Consider the following 24949-nt stretch of genomic DNA (forward strand, 5'->3'; position numbering starts at 1 on the left):
AGAGACACTTCATGATAAAGACATATATTTCATTCAAATCGCTATTAATGCCTGCACTGCTGGCAGCCGTGCTGTTACCCAGCGCAACTACGCTACAGGCCAGCACGACACTGCCCACTAAAAGCATCGCCGCCACGCCAGATAACACCGTCATGTTGACCGTGTTTCTTAAACACGATCAATCACGACCGCTCAGCGAATTGAAAGCCCAGCTGGCCAAGCAGGAATTTCATAAAGTCTTCCCGCCGGAAGGTGTCGAAGTCGTCAGCTGGAATATCACCATGGGCATCGGGCAAGTCATTGTGCTGCGCCTGCCGGCGTCGCGCCTGGCTCAAGTCAACCTGGCCATCGAGAACACGGCGTGGGGTGTCTACAAGACAGAATTCTTCCCGACGTACGATTTCATGCCGATCGCGCAAAGAGAGCGAGCCCAGGCACGGCAAACGGGGACTGCGCAGTAGCTGGCGCACTCGCTAAGTGGCCGAGGTGCCCAGGTTTGGATTGCGCAGCTCGCTTTGTATGGCGTTCTGCGCAATAGCCAGTTTTTCTAACAATTCAGAGGTTTCGTGGGCCGTCAGCGCCATAAGTGGGAGGTCCCAGTCATAGTTCTTGATGACGTTTATCCGAAAACCACCCGCCGCATCAAATTCTGGGTACCAACCCACATCCAGTAACAATCCCTCGGCGAACTCCACCTGGAGCATATCTTCCTTTAACAGATCGACCTGCTTGGCCACTGCAATATCCTGCAGGTGCGACAGATCGTCATGGGTGACTGTGCCACCGGTAAAGTTAAGCGAGATCAATTTGTTAACCTCCTGAATTCCTGTTCAGAAATCGGGTGACCATGAATAGCACCAGCGCTGAGCTCTATCCGCACCCAGCGGCTGAGTTTGCCATGGCTGGCCCCAATGCAGTGGGAGAACTCCATCACTTTCCAAGGTTTTCCTTGCGCAAAAAAGCGGGCGCGAATGGACGGCCTGTAAAATCAGACAGGCCTTACGAGCGAAGAAATTTTTCCACCGCAATAAAACGCTCTGTCTTACAAATCCCGCATACTCATGCTCTCAAACCCTTCAGGAAGAGCCTTGCGATGCCCACCACTGTTCTGGTCCTGGTTGAAACCATCAACGAATACCTGCAAATCATCGAAAGCAGTGACTTCCATGTGATCCTGGCGCCGACGCCCGCTGAACGCGCCCAGGCGATCAAGACCCATGGTGGGCAGATCCAGGCTGTGCTGACCCGTGGCCCGCTGGGGCTGTACGCCGAGGAAATCGCCGCGCTGCCCCTGCTGGAGATCATTTGCGTGATTGGTGCCGGCTACGAGCATGTAGACCTGCAGGCGGCGAGCAACCGTGGGATTGTGGTTACCAACGGCGCCGGCGTGAACGCCCCTTCGGTGGCCGATCACGCCATGGCGTTGTTGCTGGCGCTGGTGCGTGGCATTCCCCAGACAGATGCGGCGGTACGGCGCGGCGAATGGCCGAAGGTGATGCGCCCTTCCCTCAGCGGTAAACACCTGGGGATTGTCGGGCTGGGCGCGGTGGGTATGGAAATTGCCCGGCGCGCCGCCCTGGGGTTCGGCATGGAGGTGAGTTATCACAACCGCCAACCCCGCGATGACGTGGATTACACCTATTGTGCAACGGCCGTGGAGCTGGCGCGCACCTCGGACTTCCTGGTGCTGGCCACGCCCGGCGGTGCCAGCACTCGCCACCTGATCGACCGCCACGCCCTGGACGCCCTGGGGCCGCACGGTTTTCTGGTCAACATTGGCCGCGGCAGCGTGGTGGTGACCGCCGACCTGGTCGCCGCACTGGAACAGCGACGCATCGGCGGCGCCGCGCTGGACGTGTTTGACGACGAACCCGCAGTGCCCGATGCCCTCAAGCGCCTGAGCAATACCGTGCTGACGTCCCACGTGGCCGGGCTGTCCCCGGAAGCGGTCCATGACACGGTGCAGCGCGTCGCTGACAACCTGGTGGAATACTTCGCCGGCCGCCCCGTGCTTACACCGGTGGCCTTGCCAGCGCCTGCAAAATGACCGATCAGGCACGCTGATCACGCTTCAACACGCTAACCTATTAAGCCGCCCCGACCTTGTCGCTGGGCGGCTGTGCGCATTAGATTAGGAAATAGTCCAAGGCCTTTAGAATAAGCAGAAGGGATAAGCATGGCGCTGAACGACCAATCGACCCAGATTCGCCCAGGCGAAGAACTTGATGCCAGCCTGATCGATCCCTACCTCAAGGCCCATATCCCGGGCTTGGAGGGCACGCCCACCATCAGCCAGTTTCCGGGCGGTGCGTCGAACCTGACCTACCTGCTGGAATACCCAGGCCAGGAATTTGTGCTGCGTCGCCCGCCGTTTGGCCACAAGGCCAAGTCTGCCCACGACATGGGCCGCGAATACCGCATTCTCAACCAGCTTAAAGATGGCTTCCCGTACTGCCCCAAAGCCTATGTGCACTGCACCGATGAATCGGTGATCGGCGCCGAGTTCTATGTGATGGAGCGCGTCAACGGCATCATCCTGCGGTCCGACCTGCCACCTGAACTGGGCCTGGACGCCACCCGCACCGAAGCCTTGTGCAAAAGCTTTATCGACAAATTCGTCGAGTTGCACCAGGTCGATTACACCGCCTGCGGCCTGGCCGACCTGGGCAAGCCTGAAGGCTACGTGGCACGGCAGATTCGCGGCTGGAGCGAGCGTTATGAAAAAGCCCTGACGCCCGATGCGCCAAAGTGGGAGGCGGTACGCGCCTGGCTCAACGACAAAATGCCAGCCGATCACCCCACCTCCAGCATCGTGCACAACGATTACCGCTTCGACAACGTGATCCTCGACCCGCACAACCCGATGCAGATCATCGGCGTGCTGGACTGGGAGTTGACCACCCTGGGCGACCCGCTGATGGACCTGGGCAACACCCTCGCCTACTGGATCGAGGCCGCGGACCCGGCGCCGGTGCAACTGATGCGCCGCCAGCCGAGCAACGCCCCCGGCATGCTCACCCGCCGCCAGTTTGTCGACTACTACGCCGAGCGCTCCGGCATCCAGATCGACAATTTCGATTTCTATTACACCTACGGCCTGTTCCGCCTGGCCGGGATTGTGCAGCAGATCTACTACCGCTTCTTCCATGGCCAGACCCAGGACAAACGCTTTGCGCAGTTCATTCACATGAACAAGCTGCTGGAGCAGATGAGCCTGAACGTCATCGGCAAATCTGCGCTCTGAGTGCAACTACAAGGAACCCTCATGTCCAAGACCAACCTGTTCGACCTCGACGGCAAGATTGCGTTTGTTTCCGGCGCCAGCCGTGGCATCGGTGAGGCCATCGCCAAGTTACTGGCCCAGCAAGGCGCCCATGTGATTGTCTCCAGCCGTAAGCTGGAGGGCTGCCAGCACGTGGCCGATGCGATCATCGCCGACGGCGGCAAAGCCACGGCGATTGCCTGCCACATTGGTGAAATGGAGCAGATCACCCAGGTGTTCGCCGGCATTCGCGAACAGTTCGGCCGCCTGGATATCCTGGTCAACAATGCCGCCACCAACCCGCAGTTCTGCAACGTACTGGACACCGACCTCGGCGCGTTCCAGAAAACCGTCGACGTGAATATCCGTGGTTACTTCTTCATGTCGGTGGAAGCCGGCAAGCTAATGCGCGAGAACGGCGGCGGCAGCATCATCAACGTGGCCTCGATCAACGGCATCTCGCCGGGTGTGTTCCAGGGCATCTACTCGGTGACCAAGGCCGCCGTGATCAACATGACCAAAGTATTTGCCAAGGAATGTGCGGCCTTTGGCATCCGTTGCAATGCCCTGCTGCCGGGCCTGACCGATACCAAGTTCGCCTCGGCGTTGGTCAAGAACGATTCGATCCTGAACATGGCCCTGGCGCAAATCCCGCTCAAGCGCGTTGCCGCCCCCAGCGAAATGGCCGGCGCGGTGTTGTACCTGGCCAGTGACGCGTCGAGCTATACCACCGGCGTTTCGCTGAATGTGGACGGCGGCTTCTTGTCCTGACCTCACCTGGGTTTTTTCAGATCGATTTGCGCGTAACCTTGGCGCAGATCGATCTGTCCCAGGATGAAACATGGAACTGCACCTCGTCATCACCGGCCGCAAGGACCTGGCTGCCCAGCTTTACCAGCAACTGCGCCAAGCCATCGCCACCGGGCGACTGTCGGCGGGCGCGCAACTGCCCCCCAGCCGACTGCTCGCCGAACAACTGGGCATCTCGCGCAAGACGGTATCCGACACCTACGCCACCTTGACCTACGAAGGCCTGCTGATTGGCAAGATCGGCCGCGGCACCTTCGTCAACGCGTGGGCGCCACAGCCCGATCGCGTGCAAACCGCCACCGACCTGGCGTGCGCCGCCAACCTGGGCAAATGGGCGGCATTGCCCTCGCCCATGGGCCACCCCGCCCGTGAAGACATCCTGCGCTACGAATTTATCGGCGGCGCGACGACACGCCACCACTTCCCCCAGGACGAATGGCGGCGTTGTACCCAGGATGCGTTGCGTCGTATCGCCCAGAACAGCGGTTTTTACAGCCAGCCAGAAGGCGTGCCCGCCCTGCGCGAAGCCATCGCCGGGCATATCGCGTTTTCTCGCGGGGTCAAATGCGGAGCCCGCGATATCGTGGTCACCAACGGGGCACAGCAGGCGCTGGACCTGATTGCCCGCGTGGTGCTTGAGCCCGGCAGCCTGGTCGCGATGGAAGACCCCGGCTACAGCCCCGCAGGCCAATTGTTCGTCGCGATGGGCGCCAATGTTGCCAGTGTGGCCGTCGACAAAGAGGGCCTGCAGGTCGACCAGATCCCGGATGGCACCCGCTTGATCTATGTGACGCCGTCCCACCAATTCCCCCTCGGCATGCCCATGAGCCAGGCGCGGCGCGAGGCCCTGCTGGACCGCGCCATTGCGCTCGGCGCGATCATCATTGAAGACGATTACGACAGCGAGTTTCGCTACGAAGGCCGCCCCACCGACTCCCTGCAAAGCATGGATACCCGAGGCGTGGTTACCTACGTCGGCACCTTCTCCAAAACCCTGTCGCCGGAATTACGCCTGGGCTATGCGGTGCTGCCGCCGGCCATCTACGGTGCGGTGCTCAAGGCCAAGAAATTGACCGACCAGCACAGCGCTACCTTGCCGCAGTGGGCACTGGCCAAGTTCATCAGTGAAGGTTACCTGCTCAAGCATATTCGTCGCTGTCACAGCCTCTATGCGGGGCGTCGCGAACGCATATTGCAGCGTCTGGCGGGCGATCTGTCACCGTGGTTCGAGGCAGTACCGACGGTGGCGGGTTTTCACCTGGCGGCCCTGTGCAAGGTGCCAGTGAATATTCCCTTACTGATGGAACGGGCGCGTGAGGTCGAGGTGGGGTTGTATCCCCTGGACGTGTTCTTTCACGATCTGCCGGTGCGCTCTGGGCTGATTCTGGGGTTCGGCGCCATCGAGACTCTGGATATCGACCCGGCGCTGGACAAGGTTCGCGATATTCTCTTGCAGATTGGCTAGGCGGTTTTCCGGCGCATTGGTCATTGGTGGCAGGCCTTCTGCGGCGTAGGGTGAAGCGGTCTTTCACCCGATGGAACCCTCATCATGAAACGCTTATTCGCTGCCACACTGATGCTCGCCTCCCTCAGTGCATTTGCCCACGACCCGGTCTACAACCAGGAAACGCTCAAGGTGCTGCAAGAGCACGCCTTGACCAACGTGCCAGGCAAGAAAACCATCATGCTCACCGTGGACTACGCCCCCGGCCAGGCCACCGTGCCCCACAGCCACACCGGCACCGCCGTGGCGTATGTGCTCGAAGGCCAGATTACCTCGCGGGTCAATGATGAAAAGGCGATCACCTACAAAGCCGGGCAATCGTTCTACGAGCCGGCCGGCTCGCGGCATTTTGAGTCAAGCAATGCCAGCCAGACCCAACCGGCCAAACTGCTGGTGGTGATGGTGCTGGATGACAAGGCTGAGGTGCTTACCCCGCTTGCACAGTAACCCGCCACACCACAAATCCCTGTGGGAGCTGGCTTGCCTGCGATAGCGGTGGGCCAGTAAAAGATGAGCTGGCTGATACACAGCTATCGCAGGCAAGCCAGCTCCCACAGTTTCAACCGTGTCTGGTCAGGGACGTTTGAACAGGTTGCGCAGGTGTTCAATACGCGACCGGCACTCGCAACCCTCCAGATGGTCATTGACCATCCCCATCGCCTGCATCAACGCATACATCGTGGTCGGGCCGACAAAGGTCCAGCCGCGTTTCTTCAGGGCTTTGGACAAACGCACCGAAGCCGCCGAGGTCGGATTGGCCGTCCAGTAAGCCATATCCACCACTGCCGGCCGCTCTTCTGTGCCGGGTTCGAACGCCCACAGCCAGCGCGCCAGCGAGCCGGTCTCCTCCACCAGTTCACAGGCCCGACGTGCATTGTTGATGGCCGAGACGATCTTCGCCCGGTTGCGCACAATGCCCGGGTCGCTCATCAACCGCTCGATGTCCGCCTCGCCATACTGCGCCACCCGGCGAAAATCAAAGCCCTCGAACGCCTGGCGAAAGTTTTCGCGCTTGCGCAGGATGGTGATCCACGCCATCCCCGCCTGAAAACCCTCCAGGCAGATCTTCTCGTACAGCGCGATGTCATCCGCCACCGGCACGCCCCACTCGTGGTCGTGGTAATGCAGGTAAGCAGGCGCTGCAGTGCGCCATGCGCAATACATGCGCCCTGCTTCGTCGGTTGTCAGCCCTGGTTGGTCCATCCATCACCTCGTATGCCGGGGGCGATGATACGCAAAAAAAATTAATCCCCGCCAACCGCTCAAGCATCGTGCTTACCGACCAACTGGTCAGACCGGGACCTGCCAACCGCCAAATAATTGCTTGTGATTTGAAAAAAACCGAGCGTAGACTGGCCCCGCACTGGACTTACCGGTAAGACCACAACAATTAAGCCCTGGAACCACCAGGGCACCGAATAGAGATCCCTCCCATGCTCAGATGGTGCTCGCGTTCGATTTTCCTGCAAGTCGTGATTGGCCTGATGCTCGGCATCGCCTGCGGCCTGGCCCTTCCCGAATTCTCCTCGCAACTCAAACCCTTGGGTGACGGCTTTATCAAGCTGATCAAAATGCTGATTGGCCTGATCGTGTTCTGCGTGGTGGTCAGCGGTATTTCCGGCGCGGGCGACTTGAAGAAAGTCGGGCGCATCGGCCTCAAGTCGGTGATCTATTTTGAAATGCTCACCACCGTCGCCCTGGTGCTCGGCCTGATCATGGCCTTCAGCACCGGCATTGGCAGCGGCGCCAATATTCACTTGGAGCAACTCTCTTCCGCTGGCTTGAATGAGCTGGCCGACAAGGGCCAGCACATCCGCGGCACCAGCCAGTTCCTGATGGAGTTGATCCCCAATTCGGTGGTCGGCGCCTTTGCCGATAACAACGTGCTGCAAGTGCTGTTGTTCTCGGTGCTGTTCGGCAGCGCGCTGAACCTGGTGGGCGAAGCGGCCAGCGGCATCTCGCGGCTGATCAACGAATTGAGCCATGTGATCTTCCGCATCATGGGCATGATCGTGCGCCTAGCGCCAATTGGCGTATTCGGTGCCATCGCCTTCACCACCAGCACCTATGGCCTGGACTCACTGCAACACTTGGGCAGCCTGGTGGGGCTTTTCTACCTGACCTGCTTTGCCTTCGTGGCGGTGATCCTCGGGCTGGTGATGCGCCTCTCGGGCCTGCGCATGTTGCCGCTGCTCAAGTACCTGCGTGAAGAACTGCTGATCGTGATGGGCACCGCTTCGTCGGATGCGGTGTTGCCGCAGATCATGCGCAAACTGGAGCATCTGGGCATTGGCAGCTCCACCGTGGGCCTGGTGATTCCCACCGGCTATTCGTTCAACCTCGACGGTTTCTCCATCTACCTGACCCTGGCGATCGTGTTTATTGCCAACGCCACCGGCACACCGCTGTCGATGACCGACTTGCTGACCATCCTCCTGGTATCGTTGATCACCTCCAAGGGCGCCCATGGCATTCCAGGCTCGGCGTTGGTGATCCTGGCGGCAACGCTCACGGCGATCCCGGCTATTCCAGTGGTCGGCCTGGTGTTGGTGCTGGCGGTGGACTGGTTCATGGGCATCGGCCGGGCGCTGACCAACCTGATCGGCAACTGCGTGGCCACCGTGGCGATTGCACGCTGGGAAAAAGACATTGATATCCAGCGCGCCAACAAGGTGCTCGACGGCCAGCAAGGCTATGCCTTCCAGGCCAAGAAGCCGGTGCTGCCGGCGCATCAGGAGTTCTAGAACAACACCCATCCAATGTGGGAGCTGGCTTGCCTGCGATAGCGGTGGGTCAGCGTCAAATGTAGTGCCTGACACTCAGTCATCGCAGGCAAGCCAGCTCCCACATCGGACCTTCGCCAGACTGAATACTGTATGAGCAACATCAAGGAGCCTTCGACGTGATCAGCACCTCAACCGTCGTCAATTCAGTGGTAGAAAAACTGCGCGCCGCCTTGGCGCGAGGCCAGTGGCGCCGCGGTGAAATGCTGCCTGGCCAGCGTGAACTGGCCGAACAGCTGGGCATCAGCCGCCCGAGCCTGCGCGAAGCGGTGATCGTGCTGGAGACCCTTGGCCTGGTGCGCTCCATGCCCGGCAAAGGCGTGGTCGTGCTGGAAACCAGCGTCAGCGAGCCGCAATCGAGCGACGCCGTGGCCGATGCCAGCCTCGAGGACATCCTGCAACTGCGCTACACCCTCGAACCTTTCATCGTCGGCCTGGTGGCCCAGTCCATCAGCAGCAAGGAAATCGGCCAACTGCGCCTGACCCTGATGGACATGCGCGAGGCTCTCGATGCGGGCGATGCCGAAGCCGGTATGAACGCCTATATCGACTTTCATGAAGAACTGTTCGCCCTGACTTCCAACCCGATCTTTCAGAACGTGGTGCAGCAAACCAGCACCGCGCTCAAACAAAGCGCCCAGGTATTGCGCAACTCGCCAGAACACCTGGCCGAACGCCTGCAAGAAAACGAAGCCGTGGTACGCGCTATCCGCAACAAGAACAGCGCCCTGGCCAGTGCCGAAATGCGCCGGCACATCCTGCAGGAAGGCCTGCGCATGGGCATTCGCTTGAATATCCCGGACGACCATCTGGGCAGTTGATTTTCGGAGACCGGCCATGAACGCTCACGCCCTGCAACGCAATTGCACCCTCACGTCCTTACGCTGGACGCCCGAGAAAAAGCCCTCGGTGGACGACATCTACCCACGCTTGTTCGACGCCATCCTTGAGCAACGCATTGCGCCCGCCAGCCGCTTCACCGAAGAAGGCCTGGGCGAACTCTTTGGCGTGAGCCGCAGCGTGATTCGCCGGGTACTGGCCAAGCTGTCCCATCAGCAAGTGGTCATCCTGCGCCCCAACCAGCGCGCCCAGGTCGCCGCGCCGGATGCCCAGCACACACGGCAGATCCTGGAAGCCCGGCGCCTCACCGAAATCACCGTGGTGCAACTGGCCTGCGCCCAGGCCACCGCGATGCAGATTCGCCAACTGCGCGAGCTGATTGCCCAGGAGCGCGACGCCATTGAGCGTGACCAACGGGGGCCGGCGATCCGGTTTTCCGGAGAGTTTCATCTGCAACTGGCGCACATGGCCGGCAATGCGCCGCTGGCCCAGTTTCTCAACAGCCTGGTGCCGTTGACGTCGTTGATCATTGCGCAATTTGAAGCCAAGGCCTGCACGTATTGCGCGTGGCAGGAGCATGTGTCGATTGTGGATGCCGTGGAACAGCGCGACGCCCACATGGCCGTCGCCTTGATGACCCAGCACCTGGATCACCTGGAAACCCGACTACTCAAACACCACTGATCCCCAGTGAATGAAGATCAACCTGTGGGAGCTGGCTTGCCTTAATGCGATTGTAGGAGCGAGCTTGCTCGCGAAAAACGCACAGGCGCCGCATTCATTCAGCAAGCACGCGTTATCGTTGACGTTTTTCGCGAGCAAGCTCGCTCCTACATTGATCGCATTCCAGATCAAATAAAAAAGCCCCCGCATCTCACGATGCGGGGGCTTTTGGTTTAGCGAGGCATCAAGCCGGTTGCAACACCGACTGGCCACTCAACGCCAGGTCCAGCAACTCACGGTTGGCCACCGCGTACATGGCGTAGTCCGTGCCCACTGCGGCACGAATTTCCACCATCATGGCGCGCCAGCGATCCGCCATGTCCTGGTGCTGCTCAAGCCACAGGGCCACGCGGGCTTCCATGTCTTGTGGCGCATCGGCCATTTGCAGGACCGAGATGGTGATCGCCCGTTGCTGCCAGTCCACGTCATCGCGGAAGGCTTCGCGGGCCTGGGCCTGCCAGTTGTTGGCAACCGGCAGATCGCTGATCTGCTGCAAGTACCAAGGCAGGTCCAGGGCGCTGCCGACGGCGAAGTAGGCCTTGGCCACTTCGGCGGCGTCATGCCCGGTCACGTCGGCGGCTTCGATGATCGGCAGCAAGGTGTACAGGTGGGTAGTACCTGCAACCATGCGCGCCAACAACTCCGGTACGCCGGCCTGGGTGTAGGCCTGGTAGCGGTTCTGCCAACCTTCGCGGGTCGGGCCTTCCAGCAGTTCGTCGAGCTTGAGGCCCAGCGCGGCCAGGTGCGGACCGAAGTGCGCGGTGTCACGCCCGGCGTCTTGCTCGTTGCGACGGCTGCGCAGGAACCAGCGCGTAGCGCGACGGCCCAGGCGCATCAGTTCATCCATCAGCTCCAGTTGCACGTCAGCGGAAACCTGGTGGTCCAGGGCTTCAATCTGACGGAACCAGTGCGGGAGATGGAAGATGTCCCGCACGATCACATACGCGCCCGCCACGTTCGCCGGGCTCATGCCGGTCGACTCTTTGAGTCGTTGAACGAAGGTGATGCCCATGTGGTTGACCAGGTCGTTGGCGATCTGGGTGCTGACGATCTCGCGCTTCAGACGGTGGCGACGCATGGCTTCGCCGAACTTGGCCACCAGGCTCGGAGGGAACGCGGTCTCCATGTCGCGGGTCAGGTACTCGTCATCCGGTACCAGCGACTTGAGCAGCGCTTCCTTGAGGTCGATCTTGCTGTAGGAAATCAGCACCGACAGTTCCGGACGGGTCAGGCCCTTGCCGCTGGAGGCGCGCTCGGTCAGCTGCTCTTCGGTCGGCAGGTACTCGATGGCACGGTCCAGCTTGCCACGGCCTTCCAGGTCGCTCATCAGGCGCTTGTACTCGGCAGCACGCTCGTAAGCCTTGCGCGCGGCCAGGGACAGGGCCTGGGTCTGCTTGTAGTTGTTGCCCAACACCAGGTTGCCGACTTCGTCTGTCATGCTCGCCAGCAGCTGGTTGCGCTGCTTGTCGGTCATGTCACCGGCCTGCACCACTTCGTTGAGCAGGATCTTGATGTTTACTTCGTGGTCAGAGCAGTCCACGCCACCGGCGTTGTCGATGAAGTCGGTGTTGGAACCGCCGCCATTGAGGCCGAATTCCACACGGCCCAACTGGGTCATGCCGAGGTTACCGCCCTCGCCCACTACCTTGCAGCGCAGCTCGTTGCCATTGACGCGCAGTGCGTCGTTGGCCTTGTCGCCCACATCGGCATGGCTCTCGGTGCTGGCCTTGACGTAAGTACCGATACCGCCGTTCCACAACAGGTCCACCGGCGCCTTGAGCAAGGCGTTGAGCAGTTCGGTCGGGGTCAGCTTGTCGGCCTGGATGTCGAAGCGTTCTTTCATCTGTGGCGAGATGGCAATGCTTTTCGCGCTGCGCGAGAAGATACCGCCGCCTTCGGACATGATGCTGGTGTCGTAGTCGGTCCAGGCCGAACGCGGCAGTTCGAACAAACGCTTGCGCTCGACGAAGCTGGTGGCCGGGTTCGGGTTCGGGTCGATGAAGATATGCAGGTGGTTGAAGGCTGCGACCAGTTGCAGTTTGTCCGACATCAACAAACCGTTACCGAACACGTCACCGGCCATATCGCCGACGCCCACCACGGTGATGCTGTCTTCCTGCACGTTGATGCCGCGCTCACGGAAGTGACGCTGCACACCCACCCACGCGCCTTTGGCGGTGATGCCCATTTTCTTGTGGTCGTAACCGGCCGAACCACCGGAAGCGAACGCATCGCCCAGCCAGAAGCCGTAGTCGATGGCAATGCCGTTGGCGATGTCGGAGAAAGTCGCAGTGCCTTTGTCCGCCGCCACCACCAGGTACGGGTCATCGTCGTCATGACGCACGACGTTGGCCGGCGGCACCAGGGCGCCGTCTTTCAGGTTGTCGGTGATGTCCAACAGACCGGAAATGAAGATGCGGTAGCAGGCAATGCCCTCGGCCGCGATCTCGTCCCGGCTACCGCCCAATGGCAGGCGACGCGGCAGGAAGCCGCCCTTGGCGCCCACCGGCACGATCACCGAGTTCTTCACTTGCTGGGCTTTTACCAGGCCGAGCACTTCGGTACGGAAGTCTTCTTCACGGTCGGACCAGCGCAGGCCGCCACGGGCCACGTTGCCAAAGCGCAGGTGCACGCCTTCGACCCGTGGCGAGTACACGAAGATTTCAAACTTCGGCACGGGCTTGGGCAGCTCTGGGATAGCACGCGGGTCGAACTTGAAGCTGAAGTAGGACTTGTTCTGGCCGTTGGCATCAGTCTGGTAGAAGTTGGTGCGCAGGGTGGCCTTGATCAGGTCCAGGTAGCGACGCAGGATGCGGTCTTCGTTGAGCACCTGGACGTCGTCCAGGGCGCTGAGGATCGCTTGCTCCAGGCGTTGCTGCTTGTCTTCCAGGTCGTCGGCAGTGAGCTTGCGCGCCAAGTAGAAGCGGGTCTTGAACAACCGGGTCAATTCGCGGGCGATGTCGGTGTGGTTGTTCAGGGTGCTGGCGATGTAACCCAGGTCGAAGCCCAGGCGAATCTGCTTCAGGTAGCGAGCATAGGCACGCAGCAGCGCCACGTCGCGCCAAGGCAGGCCGGCAGTGAGGACCAGGCGGTTGAACGCATCGTTCTCAGCATCGCCATGCACGATGTGCACGAACGCATCCTGCAGGGTGTCGTTGAGCTGCTGGATATCCAGGTTCACGCCTTCGGCGGCGATGAACGCAAAGTCATGGATCCAGAACTCGCGGCCATTGGCATGACGCAGGCGATACGGGAACTCGCCCAGCACACGCAGGCCGAGGTTTTCCAGAATCGGCAGCACGTCGGACAGCGCCAGCGGCGTATCGGCGTGGTAGAGCTTGCAATGCAGCTCACGCTGGCCGGAGACCTGGCCCAGCGGCTGATAGAAGCTCATCACCAGCGGGTTGGCTTCGGTCAGGCTGTTGAGGTGCTGCATGTCGACCACAGCCGAATGTGCGGCAAAACGCTCGCGGTAGCCGGCCGGGAAGCCTTTGGGGAAATCCGCCAGCACGTTGGTGCCCTGGGCTTCGCCGAAGCTTTCCACTACCAGGCTGGCGTAATCGTCCTGCCAGCTGCGGCAGGCCTGCACCACTTCTTTTTCCAGTTGCAGCGGGTCGATGTCCAGGCGGTTCTTGGGGTCAACACGCAGAATCAGTTGCACACGGGCCAGCACGGACTCGGAGAAGAAGGTCCAGAACTCGCAGTCCGAAGCCTTCAGACGGTCCATCAGCACTTGCTGGATCTTCTGGCGCACTTCGGTGGAATAGATATCGCGTGGCACGTAGGCCAGGCAGTAGCAGAAACGACCGTACGGGTCTTTGCGCAGGAACACGCGGATCTTGTTGCGCTCCTGGATCTGCACAATCGACATCACGGTGCTGAACAGCTCGTCGACCGGAGTCTGGAACAGATCGTCACGGGGCAGTACTTCAACCACTTGGGCCAGCTCTTTACCCAGGTGCGCCTTGGCCTGGAAGCCCGAACGACGTTCGATTTCCGCAACCTTGCGACGGATATAAGGGATCACCCGCACGCTTTCGCCGTACACCGACGAGGTGTACAGGCCCATGAAGCGGTGTTCCTTGATGACCTTGCCGTCGGCGCTGATCTCGCGGATCGACACGTAGTCCGGGTAAGCCGGGCGGTGCACGCGGCTTGGGTGGGCGGCCTTGGCGAACGACAGCACGGTCGGCTCGCGCAGGTAGGCCACGGCGTAGTCTTCGATGCGCAGGTCTTCAGCGGTGAGGCCGGCGCGCAGCAGCTTGGTCAGACCGAGGAAGGAGCTGGCGTCATATTCGATATGACCGCCGTCCGCCTCGTCACGTACCACGAACTCTTCGTAGCCCAGGAAGGTGAAGTGGTTGCCCACCAGCCATTCGAGGAAGTTCTTGATCTCGGCTTTTTCTTCGCCGTCGATGGCGAACGCACTGGCGTCGATACCGGCCAGCAGGTCCTGGACCTTGGCTTTCATCGGTTCGAAATCGGCCACGGCCACGCGCACTTCGCCCAGCACCTGCTCAAGCTCTTTGCTCAGCACGTTCAGTTCGGCGGCATTGGCGCAGCGGTCGATCTCCAGGTACATCAGCGATTCTTGCAGGATGCCTTCGCCCTGGGTGCCCTTGGGCAGGATTTCCAGCAGCTCGCCCTTGCTGCCACGACGCACGCTGAGCACGGTGGTTTGCAGGGTATGGATGCTGTAGCCACGGCGGTTCAGCTCGGTGCGTACCGAGTCCACCAGAAAGGGCAGGTCATGGTGCAGCACTTCGACCGCGGTGTGGGTCGACTGCCAGCCATGACGTTCGTAATCGGGGTTGTAGACCCGCACTTGCGGTTGGGTGTGATCAAAGCGCTCAAGCAGGCGCCAGGCAGACAGGGTGCAACCGGCCAGGTCGGAAAGGCGACGCTGGGTCAGTTCGTCCAGGGAAATGATGCCGAAAAATTGTTCAGCGAACAGCGCCACTTGTGGCAGTGCCTGTTCACTGAGGTGCTGCGCCAGTGCCGCTTGCAGTTGATGCTGGAAGTCGGCCTTGCTGGCTGCGGTGAAGAACGCCATCTGTGGTACTCCGCTTGGGCTTGTTATTGATGAAAGCGTCGCGTGTTGTCCCCTTGCGGGGAGACCGTCAGCTCTGTTCGCTGGTGTGCTGACAAGCACCATAAACGAATCAGGGTGACAGGTGGGTGAAGCTGGACAAGACAGTCAGGTCACATACAACTTCCATACGGCATGCCCTTGGCCAGATGACGATACGACGGGCAGGTCAGGCGCCTGGCACAGGGCACATCCGTTGCGCAGCTTAACGAGTGTAGGAAGAGCGCTGCTTGCGACGCTGCGACATATTCGGTCATCGGTAAGCAGGGGGCCGGTTGCAACTTGGGCAACCCCGGTTTTTCGGTGGAAAATCTTGCTACTTTGCACACCATCAGTACCAGAAATGACCGATCCGGTCCGTCAGGTCATGCCTAAGTTCCGACACAGGATGAAGCACAAAATTCGCCGCAATGGCACAATTGCCCTCCCCTACACAGGATTGCCCCATGCTGCAGCTGAAAACCGACGCCCTGATGGTCACCCCGTGCGACGACGAAGAAGACAACATGGCCATGCTGTGCTGTCACGGCAAGAACGGCGAAATGTTCATGCTCACCCGTTACCCGGATGAAGATGAAGTGGAGCTGACCTGGGACTACGAACCTTCGACCCTCGATGGGCTGAAAGTGACGCTGGGCGACACCACCTTATTGATCGAACTGGCGGCTGGCGATGCCGATGCCCTGGGCGGTAAGGACCAGTTGGAGATCACCCACAGCACCGCTGCGGCAGACATGGCTGAAGTGCAGGAAACCCTGCAGAACATCCTCACGGGCACCGGCACTTTCATTCGGATCTGAATGCACCGAAGACCCCCTGTGGGAGCTGGCTTGCCTGCGATGACGGCCTGGCAGTCAATACAGTTGGACCGGGTACATATCCGTTATTTAGGTAACGGCCACTTAGGGTTCCGCCCTGACGGCGGCTCACTTTCGAAAAGCGCGAAAGTAAGCAAAGCGCTCTTGCCCCACCACTCGGCACCTCGCTTAGGCTCGGTGTGCCCGTAATCCGCCAGTGATTTGGGGGGCCGCCTGAGATCAAAAGCAGATCAAGATCAAGAGCGACTCGCTTCGCATCGTGGAGTGTGTGGCCGTACTCTACCTACCCAGCTGTCATGCCTCTCACACCGCAATCCTGTAAGTTTCGCCAAAAATACCCATCAAGCCGTTAGTCGCCGCACCCCGCGATGCATTAAAGTAAACGCCCCAGGCCCGGTGTTTTGTCACAACACCCAGGCTCATCTTTTCCAGGAACCGTCATCGATGGAACATCGTGAAGCGCTGCTTGCGCTGCGAACCTTTCTTTCTACGCAGATTCTCGGCCAGGAAAAACTCATCGATCGCCTGCTGATCGCCCTGCTCGCTGACGGCCATATGCTGGTCGAAGGCGCACCGGGGCTGGCCAAGACCAAGGCGATCAAGGAGTTGGCCGAAGGGATCGAAGCGCAGTTCCATCGTATCCAGTTCACCCCCGACCTGTTGCCCGCCGATATCACCGGCACCGAGATCTATCGCCCGGAAACCGGCAGCTTTGTGTTCCAGCAAGGGCCGATCTTCCATAACCTGGTGCTCGCGGACGAAATCAACCGTGCCCCGGCCAAGGTGCAGTCGGCCTTGCTCGAGGCCATGGCCGAGCGCCAGGTCAGCGTGGGCCGCAGCACTTACGAGCTGTCGCCGCTGTTTTTGGTGATGGCCACGCAAAATCCCATCGAGCAGGAAGGCACCTACCCGCTGCCCGAAGCCCAGCTCGACCGGTTCCTGATGCACGTCAAGATCGGCTTCCCGGACGCCGCCGTCGAGCGCCGTATCCTGCAGCAAGCCCGTGGCGAAGCGCTCAATGGCGAAACCAAGCCCGAGCGTCGGGTGAGCCAGCAGGCCATCTTTGCCGCACGCAAGGAAATCCTCGGCCTGTACATGGCCGATGCCGTGGAGGAATACCTGGTGCAACTGGTGATGGCCACGCGCACCCCGTCCAAGTTCGACCCGGAAATGGCCGAGTGGATCGCCTACGGCGCCAGCCCCCGAGGCTCCATCGCCCTGGACCGTTGCGCCCGCGCCCATGCCTGGCTGGCCGGTCGCGATTTCGTCAGCCCCGAAGATATCCAGGCGGTGCTGTTCGACGTGCTGCGCCACCGCATCATCCTGTCGTTCGAGGCCGAAGCCGCCGGGGTCGACCAGGACCGCGTGGTGCAGCGCATTCTCGACGTCGTTGCCGTCGCTTGAAGTCGATGAACGCAAGCGATGGCATCCGCGTAACCCTCAGTGAATTGATTGAGATGCGCCACCGCGTGCGTGAAGTGCAGTTGTTCTCCACGCCTGGCCAACGTAGCCCGCTGGTGGGCCTGCATCACTCCAAGCTGCGCGGGCGTGGCGTCGATTTTGACCAGGTGCGCGTGTACCAGGCCGGCGACGACGTGCGCACCATCGACTGGCGCGTGACGGCGCGTACCCAGGAGCCGCACACCAAGCTGTTCCACGAAGAGCGCGAACGGCCGATTTTCATCATGGTGGAGCAAAGTTGCCGGCTGTTTTTCGGCTCGGGGCAAATGTTCAAGTCGGTGCTCGCCGCCCAGGCTGCCAGCCTGATCGGGTGGGCCGCCCTGGGCCATAACGACCGAGTGGGCGGGCTGGTGTTCGGCGACAGCGAGCACTACGAGATCAAGCCACGGCGCAGCAAGCAAAGCCTGTTGCAACTGCTTAACCGGCTGGTGCGGGTCAACCAGAGCCTGAACACCGAGCGTCAGCCGGAAGCGGATGCCCTGGGCATGGCCTTGCGCCGTGGCCGCGAGGTGCTGCGCCCGGGCAGCCTGGTGGTGGTGATCTGTGATGAACGCGCCCTCACCGAAGGCGCCGAGCAACAGCTGAGCCTGTTGGCGCGCCATTGCGACCTGCTGTTATTACCGATCTCCGACCCGTTGGACCATGCCCTGCCCGCCGCCGGGCTGCTGCGTTTCGCGCAAAGAGGCGCGCAACTGGAACTGGACACCCTGAATATCGACCTGCGCCAGGCCTACAAGGCCCAGGCCGAAGCCCGTATCGCCCGTTGGGAACGGCTCGCGCAGAAACTGCGGCTGTTGTTGATGCCCTTGAGTACCCAGAGTGAAATGGTCGAGCAACTGCGCGAATACCTCAACCCGCAACGCCCGGTTAAAAAACCATGAGCAGCCTGGACCAACTGCAACCACTGATCGCCCCGCCCGCCATTGGCTTCTGGCCGCCTGCGCCGGGCTGGTGGCTGTTGCTGCTGGTGATCCCCCTGCTCGGTTGGGGCCTGTGGTGGCTGCGCCGTTATCTGCCGGCCCGCCGCCCCGTGGCGCGTGCCGAACAACCGCTGGACCCGTTGCGCATCGCCGCCCTGGCCGAGCTGGCTTTGATGCCCAAGCCCTACGACGGCGCGCCGGCTGGCGCCTGGCTGCAGCAACTCAACGGCCTGCTCAAGCGCCTGTGCCGTAACGACTACCCTTATAGCCAGAGCCACACCCTTAACGGGCGTAAATGGCTGGCCTTCCTGGATAACCGCTGCCCCGCCGCCGGCCTGACGCGCTGGATGGTGTTGGTGGAAGGCGCCTACAAGCCCGAATGCAAGCTCGACGACAAAGCCATCGCTGGCCTGACACAAGCCGTCGACACCTGGATTCGCAAACATGTTTGAGTTCGCCTGGCCGTGGATCTTCGCCCTGTTGCCACTGCCCTGGGTCATGCGCCTGGTGCTGCCCGTGGCCGACAGCGGCGAACCGGCGCTGAAAGTCAGCTACCTCAGCGACCTCGAAGGCTTGGCCCGCCGCCGTGCCCGCGTCAACCTGCCCGGCTGGCGTCAGCAAGCGCCGTTCGTGGTGCTGTGGTTGCTGCTGTTGACCGCCGCCGCCCGCCCGCAATGGCTGGGCGAACCCCTGCCGATTGCTGCCAGCGGCCGGGATCTGCTGGTGGCGGTGGACGTCTCCGGCTCCATGGACTTTCCCGACATGCATTGGCAGGACGAGGACGTCAGCCGCCTGGCCCTGGTCAAGCACCTGCTGGGGGACTTTCTGGAGGAGCGTGAAGGTGACCGCGTGGGCCTGATCCTGTTTGGCAGCCAAGCCTACCTGCAAGCGCCCTTGACCTTTGACCGCCGCACCGTGCGCACCTGGCTGGATGAAGCGCGCATCGGCATTGCCGGCAAGAACACCGCCATCGGCGACGCCATCGGCCTGGCCCTCAAGCGCCTGCGCCAACGCCCGGCGCAAAGCCGCGTGCTGATCCTGGTCACTGACGGCGCCAACAACGCCGGGCAGATCGACCCGTTGACCGCTGCGCGCCTGGCGGCCGAGGAAGGCGTGAAAATCTACCCGATCGGCATCGGTGCCGACCCCGAGCAAACCGGCTCCCTGGGCATCCTTGGCGTCAACCCGAGCCTGGACCTCGACGAACCGGCGCTCAAGGCACTGGCCGAGGCCACCGGCGGCCAGTATTTCCGCGCCCGTGATGGTGAGGAGTTGCTGAAGATCAAGGACACCCTCGACACCCTTGAGCCGGTGGAGCAACAACCCACCCAGGCCCGCCCGGCCCAGGCGCTGTACAGCGGCCCATTGGCCCTGGCGCTGATCTTGAGCCTGTTGCTGGTGATCCAGGAACGCTGGCCGAACAACGCCTTGCAGCGAGGCTTCAATCGACTATCGAGCAGGGGCATCTTTTTGCAGCAACACCCTGAATGGCGCCAGCGTCTGCAGCGCCTGCGTTTGCGGAGGCGTCGATGATCGCGCTGTGGCCGCACTGGTTGCGCCCCTGGTGGCTGTTGTTGCTGCCCCTGCTTGGCTGGCTGCTGTGGCAGCTGTGGCACCGGCAAAAGCGCGCCGGGCGTTGGCAGATGATCCTGCCGCCGGCGTTCCATGCCGAGTTGCTCAGTGGTGGCAATGGCCGCGAGAGTAAGTCGCCTTGGGTGGTGCTCGGCATCGCCTGGCTGTTGGCCGTGCTGGCGTTGCTGGGCCCCAGTTGGCAACGGGTTGAACAAGCCAGCCAGAAACCTTCCGACCCGTTGGTGGTGCTGCTGGAACTGACCCCGGAAATGCTCGCCACCGACAGCCCGCCCAACCGCCTGGAGCAGGCGCGGCGCAAGCTGTATGACTTGCTGCAAGCGCGCACCGATGCGCAAACAGCCATCATCGTGTACGCCGGCAGCGCCCACACCTTGGTGCCGCTGTCCGATGACCTGGCCACCAGCCGCAACCTGTTGGAAGCCCTGCGCCCCTCGATCATGCCCGAGCCCGGCCATCGTGCCGATCTGGCCGTGGAAAAAGCCCTGGGCCTGCTCAAGCAAGGCGGTCTCGGCCAAGGGCGCCTGCTGCTGATCGGTTCCTCACTGTCCAAACAAGAGCGCCAAGGCATCCGCCTGCAACTGCAAAGTGCCCAGGCTCCAACGTTGTCGATCCTCGGCATCGGCAGTCGCGAAGGCACGCCGGTGACTCAGGAGAGCGGCGAATTCCTCAAGGACGACCAGGGCGCGATCCTGGTGCCGCGTCTCGACAGCCCGACCCTCAAGGCGTTCGCCAGCGAAATGGGCGGCCGCTACCGTGCGGCGCGCCTGGATGACAAGGACCTGCGCCAACTCGGCATGCTCGACAGCGCCCAAGCCCTGCGCGACGACGGCCAACGGCTGCGCCTGGACACCTGGGCCGACCAGGGTTACTGGCTGCTCTTGCCGCTATTGCTGCTGGCCGCGTGCGCCGGGCGTCGCGGCTGGCTGTTCTGCCTGCCCTTATTGCTGATGGGCGCGCCGCAACCCAGCTACGCCTTTGGGCTGCAGGACCTGTGGCTGCGCCCCGACCAACAAGGCCAGTACCTGCTCAAGCACAAACGCCCGGCCGAAGCCGCCGAACACTTCCAGGACCCGCAATGGCAAGGCGTGGCGCTGTATGAAGCCGGCAATTACGCCGAGGCCATCAAGCGGTTTGCCCAAGGCAGCGATGCCTATTCCCACTACAACCGTGGCAATGCCCTGGCCAAGGCCGGCGAGCTTGAAGCGGCCATTGATGCGTATGAACAAGCCCTGGAAGCCCAGCCCGATTTGCAACCGGCACTGAAAAACAAAGCCCTGGTTGAAACCCTGATGCAGGAGCAAGCGCAGCCCGAGGCAGAGCCGCCAGCAAAAAACGAAGATGACGAAACCGCCCAACCCGGCCAAACTGCGCAACCGGGTGCCAGCGCACAAACGGCACAGGGTGGCGAGCAGTCGTCCCACGGCCAGGGCGAAGCGGGCACCGCTGAGACTCAGACAGCCGCCACGCCACTGCCTGGCGGTAATGAAGTGCCAGGCAGCGAACTGGGCGACGAGCAAACCACCACGCCCCCACTGCGCCCCGCCGACACACGCCTGGAAGGCGAGCGCCGCCAGGCCTTGGAGCAATGGTTGCAGGAGATCCCGGACAACCCCGGCGAACTGTTGCGACGCAAATTCTGGTACGAACAGCAACAACATCAGGACACCACTCGATGAGCCGCCGCACCACCCTTTTGCTCCTGCTCGCGCTGTCGGCAGGCCACGCCCAGGCGGCGGACCTGGTCGCCAGCGTAGACCGCAGCCGCCTCAACTCCGGGGAAACGGTGGAACTGACGGTGCAATCGAGTGATGTGACCCAGTTCGGCAAACCGGACCTGTCGCCCCTGGACGCACAGTTCGAAGTCAGCGGCACCCGCCAGATCAACCAACTTACAACACTGGACGGCGACAACCACGCCACCACCCGCTGGATCATTACCCTGCTGCCCAAGGTGAACGGCAACGTGGTCATCCCGCCGCTGCAAGTGGGCGCGCTCAAGACCCAGCCGATCACCCTGCAAGTGGTGGAAAGCGCCAGCCAGAACACCAGCGCCGAACTGGCCCCGGTGTTCATCGAAGCCAACCTCGACCAGACCAGCGTGTACGTGCAGGCCCAGGCCCTGTTGACCGTTCGCGTGTACCACTCGGTGTCGCTGTATGACGACAGCAGCCTCACGCCTTTGCAGATACCGGATGCACGTGTCGAACAACTGGGCGAATCACGCACCTATGAAAAGGTCATCAACAGCATCCGCCATGGCGTGATCGAAACCCGCTACGCCCTCTACCCGCAACACAGTGGCTCGGTAGTGATTCCGGCGCAGACCTTCAGCGCCACCCTGGTGGAATCGCGCCCGCCCCAGGAAAACACCCTGCAGGGCACCAAGCCGGGCAAGATGATTCACGTCAGCTCCGCGCCCCTGCCCTTGACGGTCAAACCCAAACCGGACGCCTACCCCGCCGACGCCCCCTGGCTGCCCGCACGCAGCCTGAGCTTGAGCGAAGGCTGGAATCCCACGCCGGACCACGTGCAAGTCGGCGACTCACTGACCCGCAGCCTCACCGTGGAGGCCGAAGGCCTGTCCAGCGCACAATTGCCGGCGCTGCCCGGCACCGAGGTCAACGGCCTGCGCCGCTACCCCGACCAACCGGTGATGGCTAACCGCACCAGCGACCGCGGCCTGACCGGCAGCCGTGAAGACCGCGAAGCCCTGGTGCCGACCCGCGCCGGCGAGCTGGAACTGCCCGCCGTGGAAGTGGTGTGGTGGAACACCCACGAAGACCATCTGGAACGCACCAGCCTGCCGGCGCGTACCGTGCACGTGGCGGTGAACCCCAGCCTGGTGGTCGACACCCCGGCGACACCGACCATCATCACCGCACCCGACGATGACCGCCTGTGGCTCTGGCAACTGAGCACACTGATACTGGCCTGCACCACCCTGCTGGGCTTTGGCCTGTGGTGGCGCGCACGCCGGCAACCGGCGGTACAACGCGCCGCCCAAACCGGCCCCAGCCCACGCACGCTGCTCGACGACCTCAAGCGCGCCACCCAGGCCAACGACCCCCACGCCACCCGCCAGGCCCTCGACGCCTGGGCAAGGCAACAACCCGAAACCCTGGCCGACATGGCCGCACGGTTTGTGCCGTTGTCAGATGCCCTGGACGGGTTGAATGGTGCGCTGTACAGCGAAAGCGGCCAATACTGGTTGGGCGATGACCTATGGCGCGCGATCAAGGCGATCCCCGTGGCCGAACGCGAGCAAGACCCGGCGACCGACACCACCAGCTTGCCGCCGCTCTACCCCAAATAACCCAGCCTCAACCAACACCACAAAACCCTGTGGGAGCGGGCTTGCCCGCGATGGCCATAGGTATCTACACAACTTTGTAGCCTGTAGCAGCAGCCGGTAACCACGATGCGAAGCGAGCCGCTCTTGATCTGGCTCTTGATCTGCTCTTGATCTTGATCTTAGGCGCCCCGTCAAACCACGCTGGCCGGAATTCGACAGGGATTTGGGGGGTAAACCGGCAGGGATGCCGGTTTAGCCGCCCCGCGCCATGGATGGCGCGTGGCGGCGGCCCACGGATTCAAGCCTGCGTTCGGGCACACCGAGCGTGAGCGAGGTGCCGAGTGGTGGGGAAAGAGCGTTTTGCTTACTTTTGCGCTTTTCAAAAGTGAGCCGCCGTCAGGGCGGAACCCTAAGCGGCCGTTACCGCAGCAATGGATATGTACACAATCCAACTGTGTTGACTGCCAGGCCGCCTTCGCGAGCAAGCCCACAGTTTGATCGTGGGGCATCGGGTAGATAGGCGTCGGCTGGGAGGCCGCCATCGCAGGCAAGCCAGCTCCCACATTTGGACTGCGGCGCGTCAGCTAGATCAGCGTCGGCTGTCAGGCCGCCATCGCAGGCAAGCCAGCTCCCACAATTGATCTGCAGTGCCTGCTCGAACGCCTGCCTGCACTTAATGATTACGACGCGGCACCTTCCATTCACGATGGGGGAATTTGTACAGATAGTTCAGGTTATCCATATCGAATCGGCCATCCTCCTTACCGGGGCCACCGAAGAAGCTGATGCCGATATCCAGCTTGCGCAGCAGCTTGGGACGTGAAAGTAACTCCTTGGCCGCGTGGTGTGCCTCTGGTGAAAATGTCCTGTCGGTGGCAACCAGGCCGGCGGCTTCTTTCAACTCATTGAAGTTCACATAGCTGTCTGTCGCCCCTGCGGCGAATTCGCGGAAGTGGTCGCGGATCAGCCCTATTAGTTGTCGGTCAGTCACACTAGCGTACGGGCGCGTGTCGGGGACGATGGCCTGGGTTTCAGCGCTTCGTGCCTGTCGATGGCTAGCTTGGCGTGAGCGACTGTCAGCATCCGGTTGCTCGGGTAGAGCGGTGAAAGCGCTAGTGGAAGATGGCTTTATTGAAAATGTCATGCTGGGCCTCTGATTCATTCAGGGATTGATTGAAAAATCCACCTTGTGGGTGGTCGTCACTCAACCTGCCGTTCCATTTATCACCGCCCGCTCGACATGCATTGTTAAAGGCCAGCAATCCATATCCCTTTAATTTGCAGGACGTTTCCTAGACAATCCTTTGGCCTTGCGCCCGCTCATTTCGCTGGCTAGCCTTCGCTTCGTCGCTGCATATCAGCGATCGGGTGTGAGATCCCGTTATTAGCAGGCGCAATGCGCTACAACCGTCTATGGCGGCTGTGTGCGGGCAGACTTCGGTCTGGCCGGGTCCTGTTTTCCGGTATCTCACCCCGCACATAGCTGCCACCTTTTGACGTGTGAGATCGGCAAAAGAATGGCTCCCAATCCAAGCAGGAGCTTTATCCATGAACAAACTCATCCCCGACCCACCCTTCCCGATTTTCGTCGCCCACGAAGACCTGAGTTTCGAAGACGCCATCGCCAGCATCTCCTCGCTACTGCGCTGCGCCGCCACCACCGCCACCGAAACCGCCGAGGGCCTCAAAGGCACCCAGCGAGACATGGCCTGCTCCACCGCTCACCTGATCGACATGGCCCGCACCCTCGCCGACCGTGCGCTGGATTGCCTGCAACCCAAGGTATGACGTAACCCCAGCCTGGGTGTGTGCAGGCACCCAGGCACTTAGGCGCTTCCCCTCCTGACCACTGAT

21 protein-coding genes are annotated in these 24949 nt (G+C 61.6%); 17 read left to right on the forward strand and 4 right to left on the reverse strand.

Annotation, left to right across the window (positions count from 1 at the left end):
• Positions 1-47: 47 nt before the first annotated feature.
• Positions 48-461 (forward strand): hypothetical protein, encoded by a 414-nt coding sequence (locus CRN80_RS25220; RefSeq protein ID WP_032897465.1) that lies wholly within the window; start codon positions 48-50, stop codon positions 459-461.
• 12 nt (positions 462-473) lie between these two features.
• Here CRN80_RS25220 and CRN80_RS25225 read toward each other — a convergent pair whose 3' ends face one another.
• Positions 474-806, reverse strand: coding sequence for a hypothetical protein (locus CRN80_RS25225; RefSeq protein ID WP_032892123.1), 333 nt, complete (start codon positions 804-806; stop codon positions 474-476).
• Positions 807-1093: 287 nt separating this feature from the next.
• Here CRN80_RS25225 and CRN80_RS25230 point away from each other — a divergent pair, with 287 nt between their 5' ends.
• The 5 genes from CRN80_RS25230 (at position 1094) to CRN80_RS25250 (ending at position 6023) form a co-directional block, all read left to right on the forward strand.
• Positions 1094-2047 (forward strand): 2-hydroxyacid dehydrogenase, encoded by a 954-nt coding sequence (locus tag CRN80_RS25230; RefSeq protein ID WP_098951737.1) that lies wholly within the window; start codon positions 1094-1096, stop codon positions 2045-2047.
• 129 nt (positions 2048-2176) lie between these two features.
• Positions 2177-3244 (forward strand): phosphotransferase family protein, encoded by a 1068-nt coding sequence (locus tag CRN80_RS25235; protein WP_098951739.1) that lies wholly within the window; start codon positions 2177-2179, stop codon positions 3242-3244.
• A gap of 21 nt (positions 3245-3265) precedes the next feature.
• On the forward strand, positions 3266-4033 hold the full coding sequence (locus CRN80_RS25240) for an SDR family oxidoreductase (RefSeq protein ID WP_032892126.1): 768 nt from the start codon (positions 3266-3268) through the stop codon (positions 4031-4033).
• A gap of 70 nt (positions 4034-4103) precedes the next feature.
• A complete protein-coding gene (locus CRN80_RS25245) occupies positions 4104-5537 on the forward strand; it encodes a PLP-dependent aminotransferase family protein (RefSeq protein ID WP_098951740.1) in 1434 nt (477 codons plus the stop codon).
• An 84-nt stretch (positions 5538-5621) separates the two neighbouring features.
• A complete protein-coding gene (locus CRN80_RS25250; RefSeq protein ID WP_098951742.1) occupies positions 5622-6023 on the forward strand; it encodes a cupin domain-containing protein in 402 nt (133 codons plus the stop codon).
• A gap of 126 nt (positions 6024-6149) precedes the next feature.
• Here the strand turns inward: CRN80_RS25250 and CRN80_RS25255 are convergent, their stop codons facing one another.
• Positions 6150-6779 (reverse strand): DNA-3-methyladenine glycosylase I, encoded by a 630-nt coding sequence (locus tag CRN80_RS25255; protein WP_098951744.1) that lies wholly within the window; start codon positions 6777-6779, stop codon positions 6150-6152.
• 215 nt (positions 6780-6994) lie between these two features.
• On the opposite strand from CRN80_RS25255, the gene CRN80_RS25260 reads away from it, so the two are divergent.
• From CRN80_RS25260 to CRN80_RS25270, 3 genes are all read left to right on the forward strand, one after another.
• On the forward strand, positions 6995-8320 hold the full coding sequence (locus CRN80_RS25260) for a C4-dicarboxylate transporter DctA (protein ID WP_169855370.1): 1326 nt from the start codon (positions 6995-6997) through the stop codon (positions 8318-8320).
• A gap of 158 nt (positions 8321-8478) precedes the next feature.
• Positions 8479-9180: a FadR/GntR family transcriptional regulator gene (locus CRN80_RS25265; RefSeq protein WP_014718317.1), complete on the forward strand. Its 702-nt coding sequence runs from the start codon at positions 8479-8481 to the stop codon at positions 9178-9180.
• 16 nt (positions 9181-9196) lie between these two features.
• Positions 9197-9883: a GntR family transcriptional regulator gene (locus CRN80_RS25270; RefSeq protein ID WP_098951745.1), complete on the forward strand. Its 687-nt coding sequence runs from the start codon at positions 9197-9199 to the stop codon at positions 9881-9883.
• A gap of 223 nt (positions 9884-10106) precedes the next feature.
• On the opposite strand, the gene CRN80_RS25275 is transcribed toward CRN80_RS25270, so the two are convergent.
• Complete coding sequence (locus CRN80_RS25275; protein ID WP_032892132.1) at positions 10107-14975, reverse strand: NAD-glutamate dehydrogenase; 4869 nt, start codon at positions 14973-14975, stop codon at positions 10107-10109.
• 482 nt (positions 14976-15457) lie between these two features.
• On the opposite strand from CRN80_RS25275, the gene CRN80_RS25280 reads away from it, so the two are divergent.
• The 7 genes from CRN80_RS25280 (at position 15458) to CRN80_RS25310 (ending at position 23116) form a co-directional block, all read left to right on the forward strand.
• Positions 15458-15811, forward strand: a complete 354-nt coding sequence (locus tag CRN80_RS25280) for a hypothetical protein (protein WP_034135431.1) — start codon at positions 15458-15460, stop codon at positions 15809-15811.
• Between the two features lie 462 nt (positions 15812-16273).
• The gene (locus tag CRN80_RS25285; protein ID WP_032892134.1) at positions 16274-17233 is read left to right on the forward strand and encodes a MoxR family ATPase; all 960 of its coding nucleotides are present in this window, start codon (positions 16274-16276) and stop codon (positions 17231-17233) included.
• A gap of 5 nt (positions 17234-17238) precedes the next feature.
• The gene (locus tag CRN80_RS25290; protein WP_032892136.1) at positions 17239-18171 is read left to right on the forward strand and encodes a DUF58 domain-containing protein; all 933 of its coding nucleotides are present in this window, start codon (positions 17239-17241) and stop codon (positions 18169-18171) included.
• Positions 18168-18662, forward strand: coding sequence for a DUF4381 domain-containing protein (locus tag CRN80_RS25295; protein ID WP_056784594.1), 495 nt, complete (start codon positions 18168-18170; stop codon positions 18660-18662). The genes CRN80_RS25290 and CRN80_RS25295 overlap by 4 nt, the downstream gene beginning before the upstream one ends.
• Entirely contained in the window at positions 18655-19743 is a 1089-nt protein-coding gene (locus CRN80_RS25300) for a VWA domain-containing protein (RefSeq protein ID WP_098951747.1), read from the forward strand. The genes CRN80_RS25295 and CRN80_RS25300 overlap by 8 nt, the downstream gene beginning before the upstream one ends.
• On the forward strand, positions 19740-21479 hold the full coding sequence (locus tag CRN80_RS25305; RefSeq protein WP_098951749.1) for a tetratricopeptide repeat protein: 1740 nt from the start codon (positions 19740-19742) through the stop codon (positions 21477-21479). The genes CRN80_RS25300 and CRN80_RS25305 overlap by 4 nt, the downstream gene beginning before the upstream one ends.
• Entirely contained in the window at positions 21476-23116 is a 1641-nt protein-coding gene (locus CRN80_RS25310) for a BatD family protein (protein ID WP_098951751.1), read from the forward strand. Before CRN80_RS25305 ends, CRN80_RS25310 begins: the two co-directional genes overlap by 4 nt.
• A 652-nt stretch (positions 23117-23768) precedes the next feature.
• On the opposite strand, the gene CRN80_RS31310 is transcribed toward CRN80_RS25310, so the two are convergent.
• Positions 23769-24086 (reverse strand): hypothetical protein, encoded by a 318-nt coding sequence (locus CRN80_RS31310; protein ID WP_228391225.1) that lies wholly within the window; start codon positions 24084-24086, stop codon positions 23769-23771.
• Between the two features lie 557 nt (positions 24087-24643).
• Here CRN80_RS31310 and CRN80_RS25325 point away from each other — a divergent pair.
• Positions 24644-24883 (forward strand): DUF6124 family protein, encoded by a 240-nt coding sequence (locus CRN80_RS25325; RefSeq protein WP_032892142.1) that lies wholly within the window; start codon positions 24644-24646, stop codon positions 24881-24883.
• The last annotated feature ends 66 nt before the right edge of the window (positions 24884-24949 follow it).

The sequence above is a fragment of the Pseudomonas sp. FDAARGOS_380 genome (genome assembly GCF_002591235.1).
Classification (GTDB): domain Bacteria; phylum Pseudomonadota; class Gammaproteobacteria; order Pseudomonadales; family Pseudomonadaceae; genus Aquipseudomonas; species Aquipseudomonas salmasensis.

Bases quoted from the DNA above. Each gene is read 5' to 3' on its own strand.
- CRN80_RS25220 (WP_032897465.1), top strand. From the start codon at position 48: ATGCCTGCACTGCTGGCAGCCGTGCTGTTACCCAGCGCAACTACGCTA.
- CRN80_RS25230 (WP_098951737.1), top strand. From the start codon at position 1,094: ATGCCCACCACTGTTCTGGTCCTGGTTGAAACCATCAACGAATACCTG.
- CRN80_RS25235 (WP_098951739.1), top strand. From the start codon at position 2,177: ATGGCGCTGAACGACCAATCGACCCAGATTCGCCCAGGCGAAGAACTT.
- CRN80_RS25240 (WP_032892126.1), top strand. From the start codon at position 3,266: ATGTCCAAGACCAACCTGTTCGACCTCGACGGCAAGATTGCGTTTGTT.
- CRN80_RS25245 (WP_098951740.1), top strand. From the start codon at position 4,104: ATGGAACTGCACCTCGTCATCACCGGCCGCAAGGACCTGGCTGCCCAG.
- CRN80_RS25250 (WP_098951742.1), top strand. From the start codon at position 5,622: ATGAAACGCTTATTCGCTGCCACACTGATGCTCGCCTCCCTCAGTGCA.
- CRN80_RS25255 (WP_098951744.1), bottom strand. From the start codon at position 6,779: ATGGACCAACCAGGGCTGACAACCGACGAAGCAGGGCGCATGTATTGC.
- CRN80_RS25270 (WP_098951745.1), top strand. From the start codon at position 9,197: ATGAACGCTCACGCCCTGCAACGCAATTGCACCCTCACGTCCTTACGC.
- CRN80_RS25275 (WP_032892132.1), bottom strand. From the start codon at position 14,975: ATGGCGTTCTTCACCGCAGCCAGCAAGGCCGACTTCCAGCATCAACTG.
- CRN80_RS25280 (WP_034135431.1), top strand. From the start codon at position 15,458: ATGCTGCAGCTGAAAACCGACGCCCTGATGGTCACCCCGTGCGACGAC.
- CRN80_RS25285 (WP_032892134.1), top strand. From the start codon at position 16,274: ATGGAACATCGTGAAGCGCTGCTTGCGCTGCGAACCTTTCTTTCTACG.
- CRN80_RS25290 (WP_032892136.1), top strand. From the start codon at position 17,239: ATGAACGCAAGCGATGGCATCCGCGTAACCCTCAGTGAATTGATTGAG.
- CRN80_RS25295 (WP_056784594.1), top strand. From the start codon at position 18,168: ATGAGCAGCCTGGACCAACTGCAACCACTGATCGCCCCGCCCGCCATT.
- CRN80_RS25300 (WP_098951747.1), top strand. From the start codon at position 18,655: ATGTTTGAGTTCGCCTGGCCGTGGATCTTCGCCCTGTTGCCACTGCCC.
- CRN80_RS25305 (WP_098951749.1), top strand. From the start codon at position 19,740: ATGATCGCGCTGTGGCCGCACTGGTTGCGCCCCTGGTGGCTGTTGTTG.
- CRN80_RS25310 (WP_098951751.1), top strand. From the start codon at position 21,476: ATGAGCCGCCGCACCACCCTTTTGCTCCTGCTCGCGCTGTCGGCAGGC.
- CRN80_RS25325 (WP_032892142.1), top strand. From the start codon at position 24,644: ATGAACAAACTCATCCCCGACCCACCCTTCCCGATTTTCGTCGCCCAC.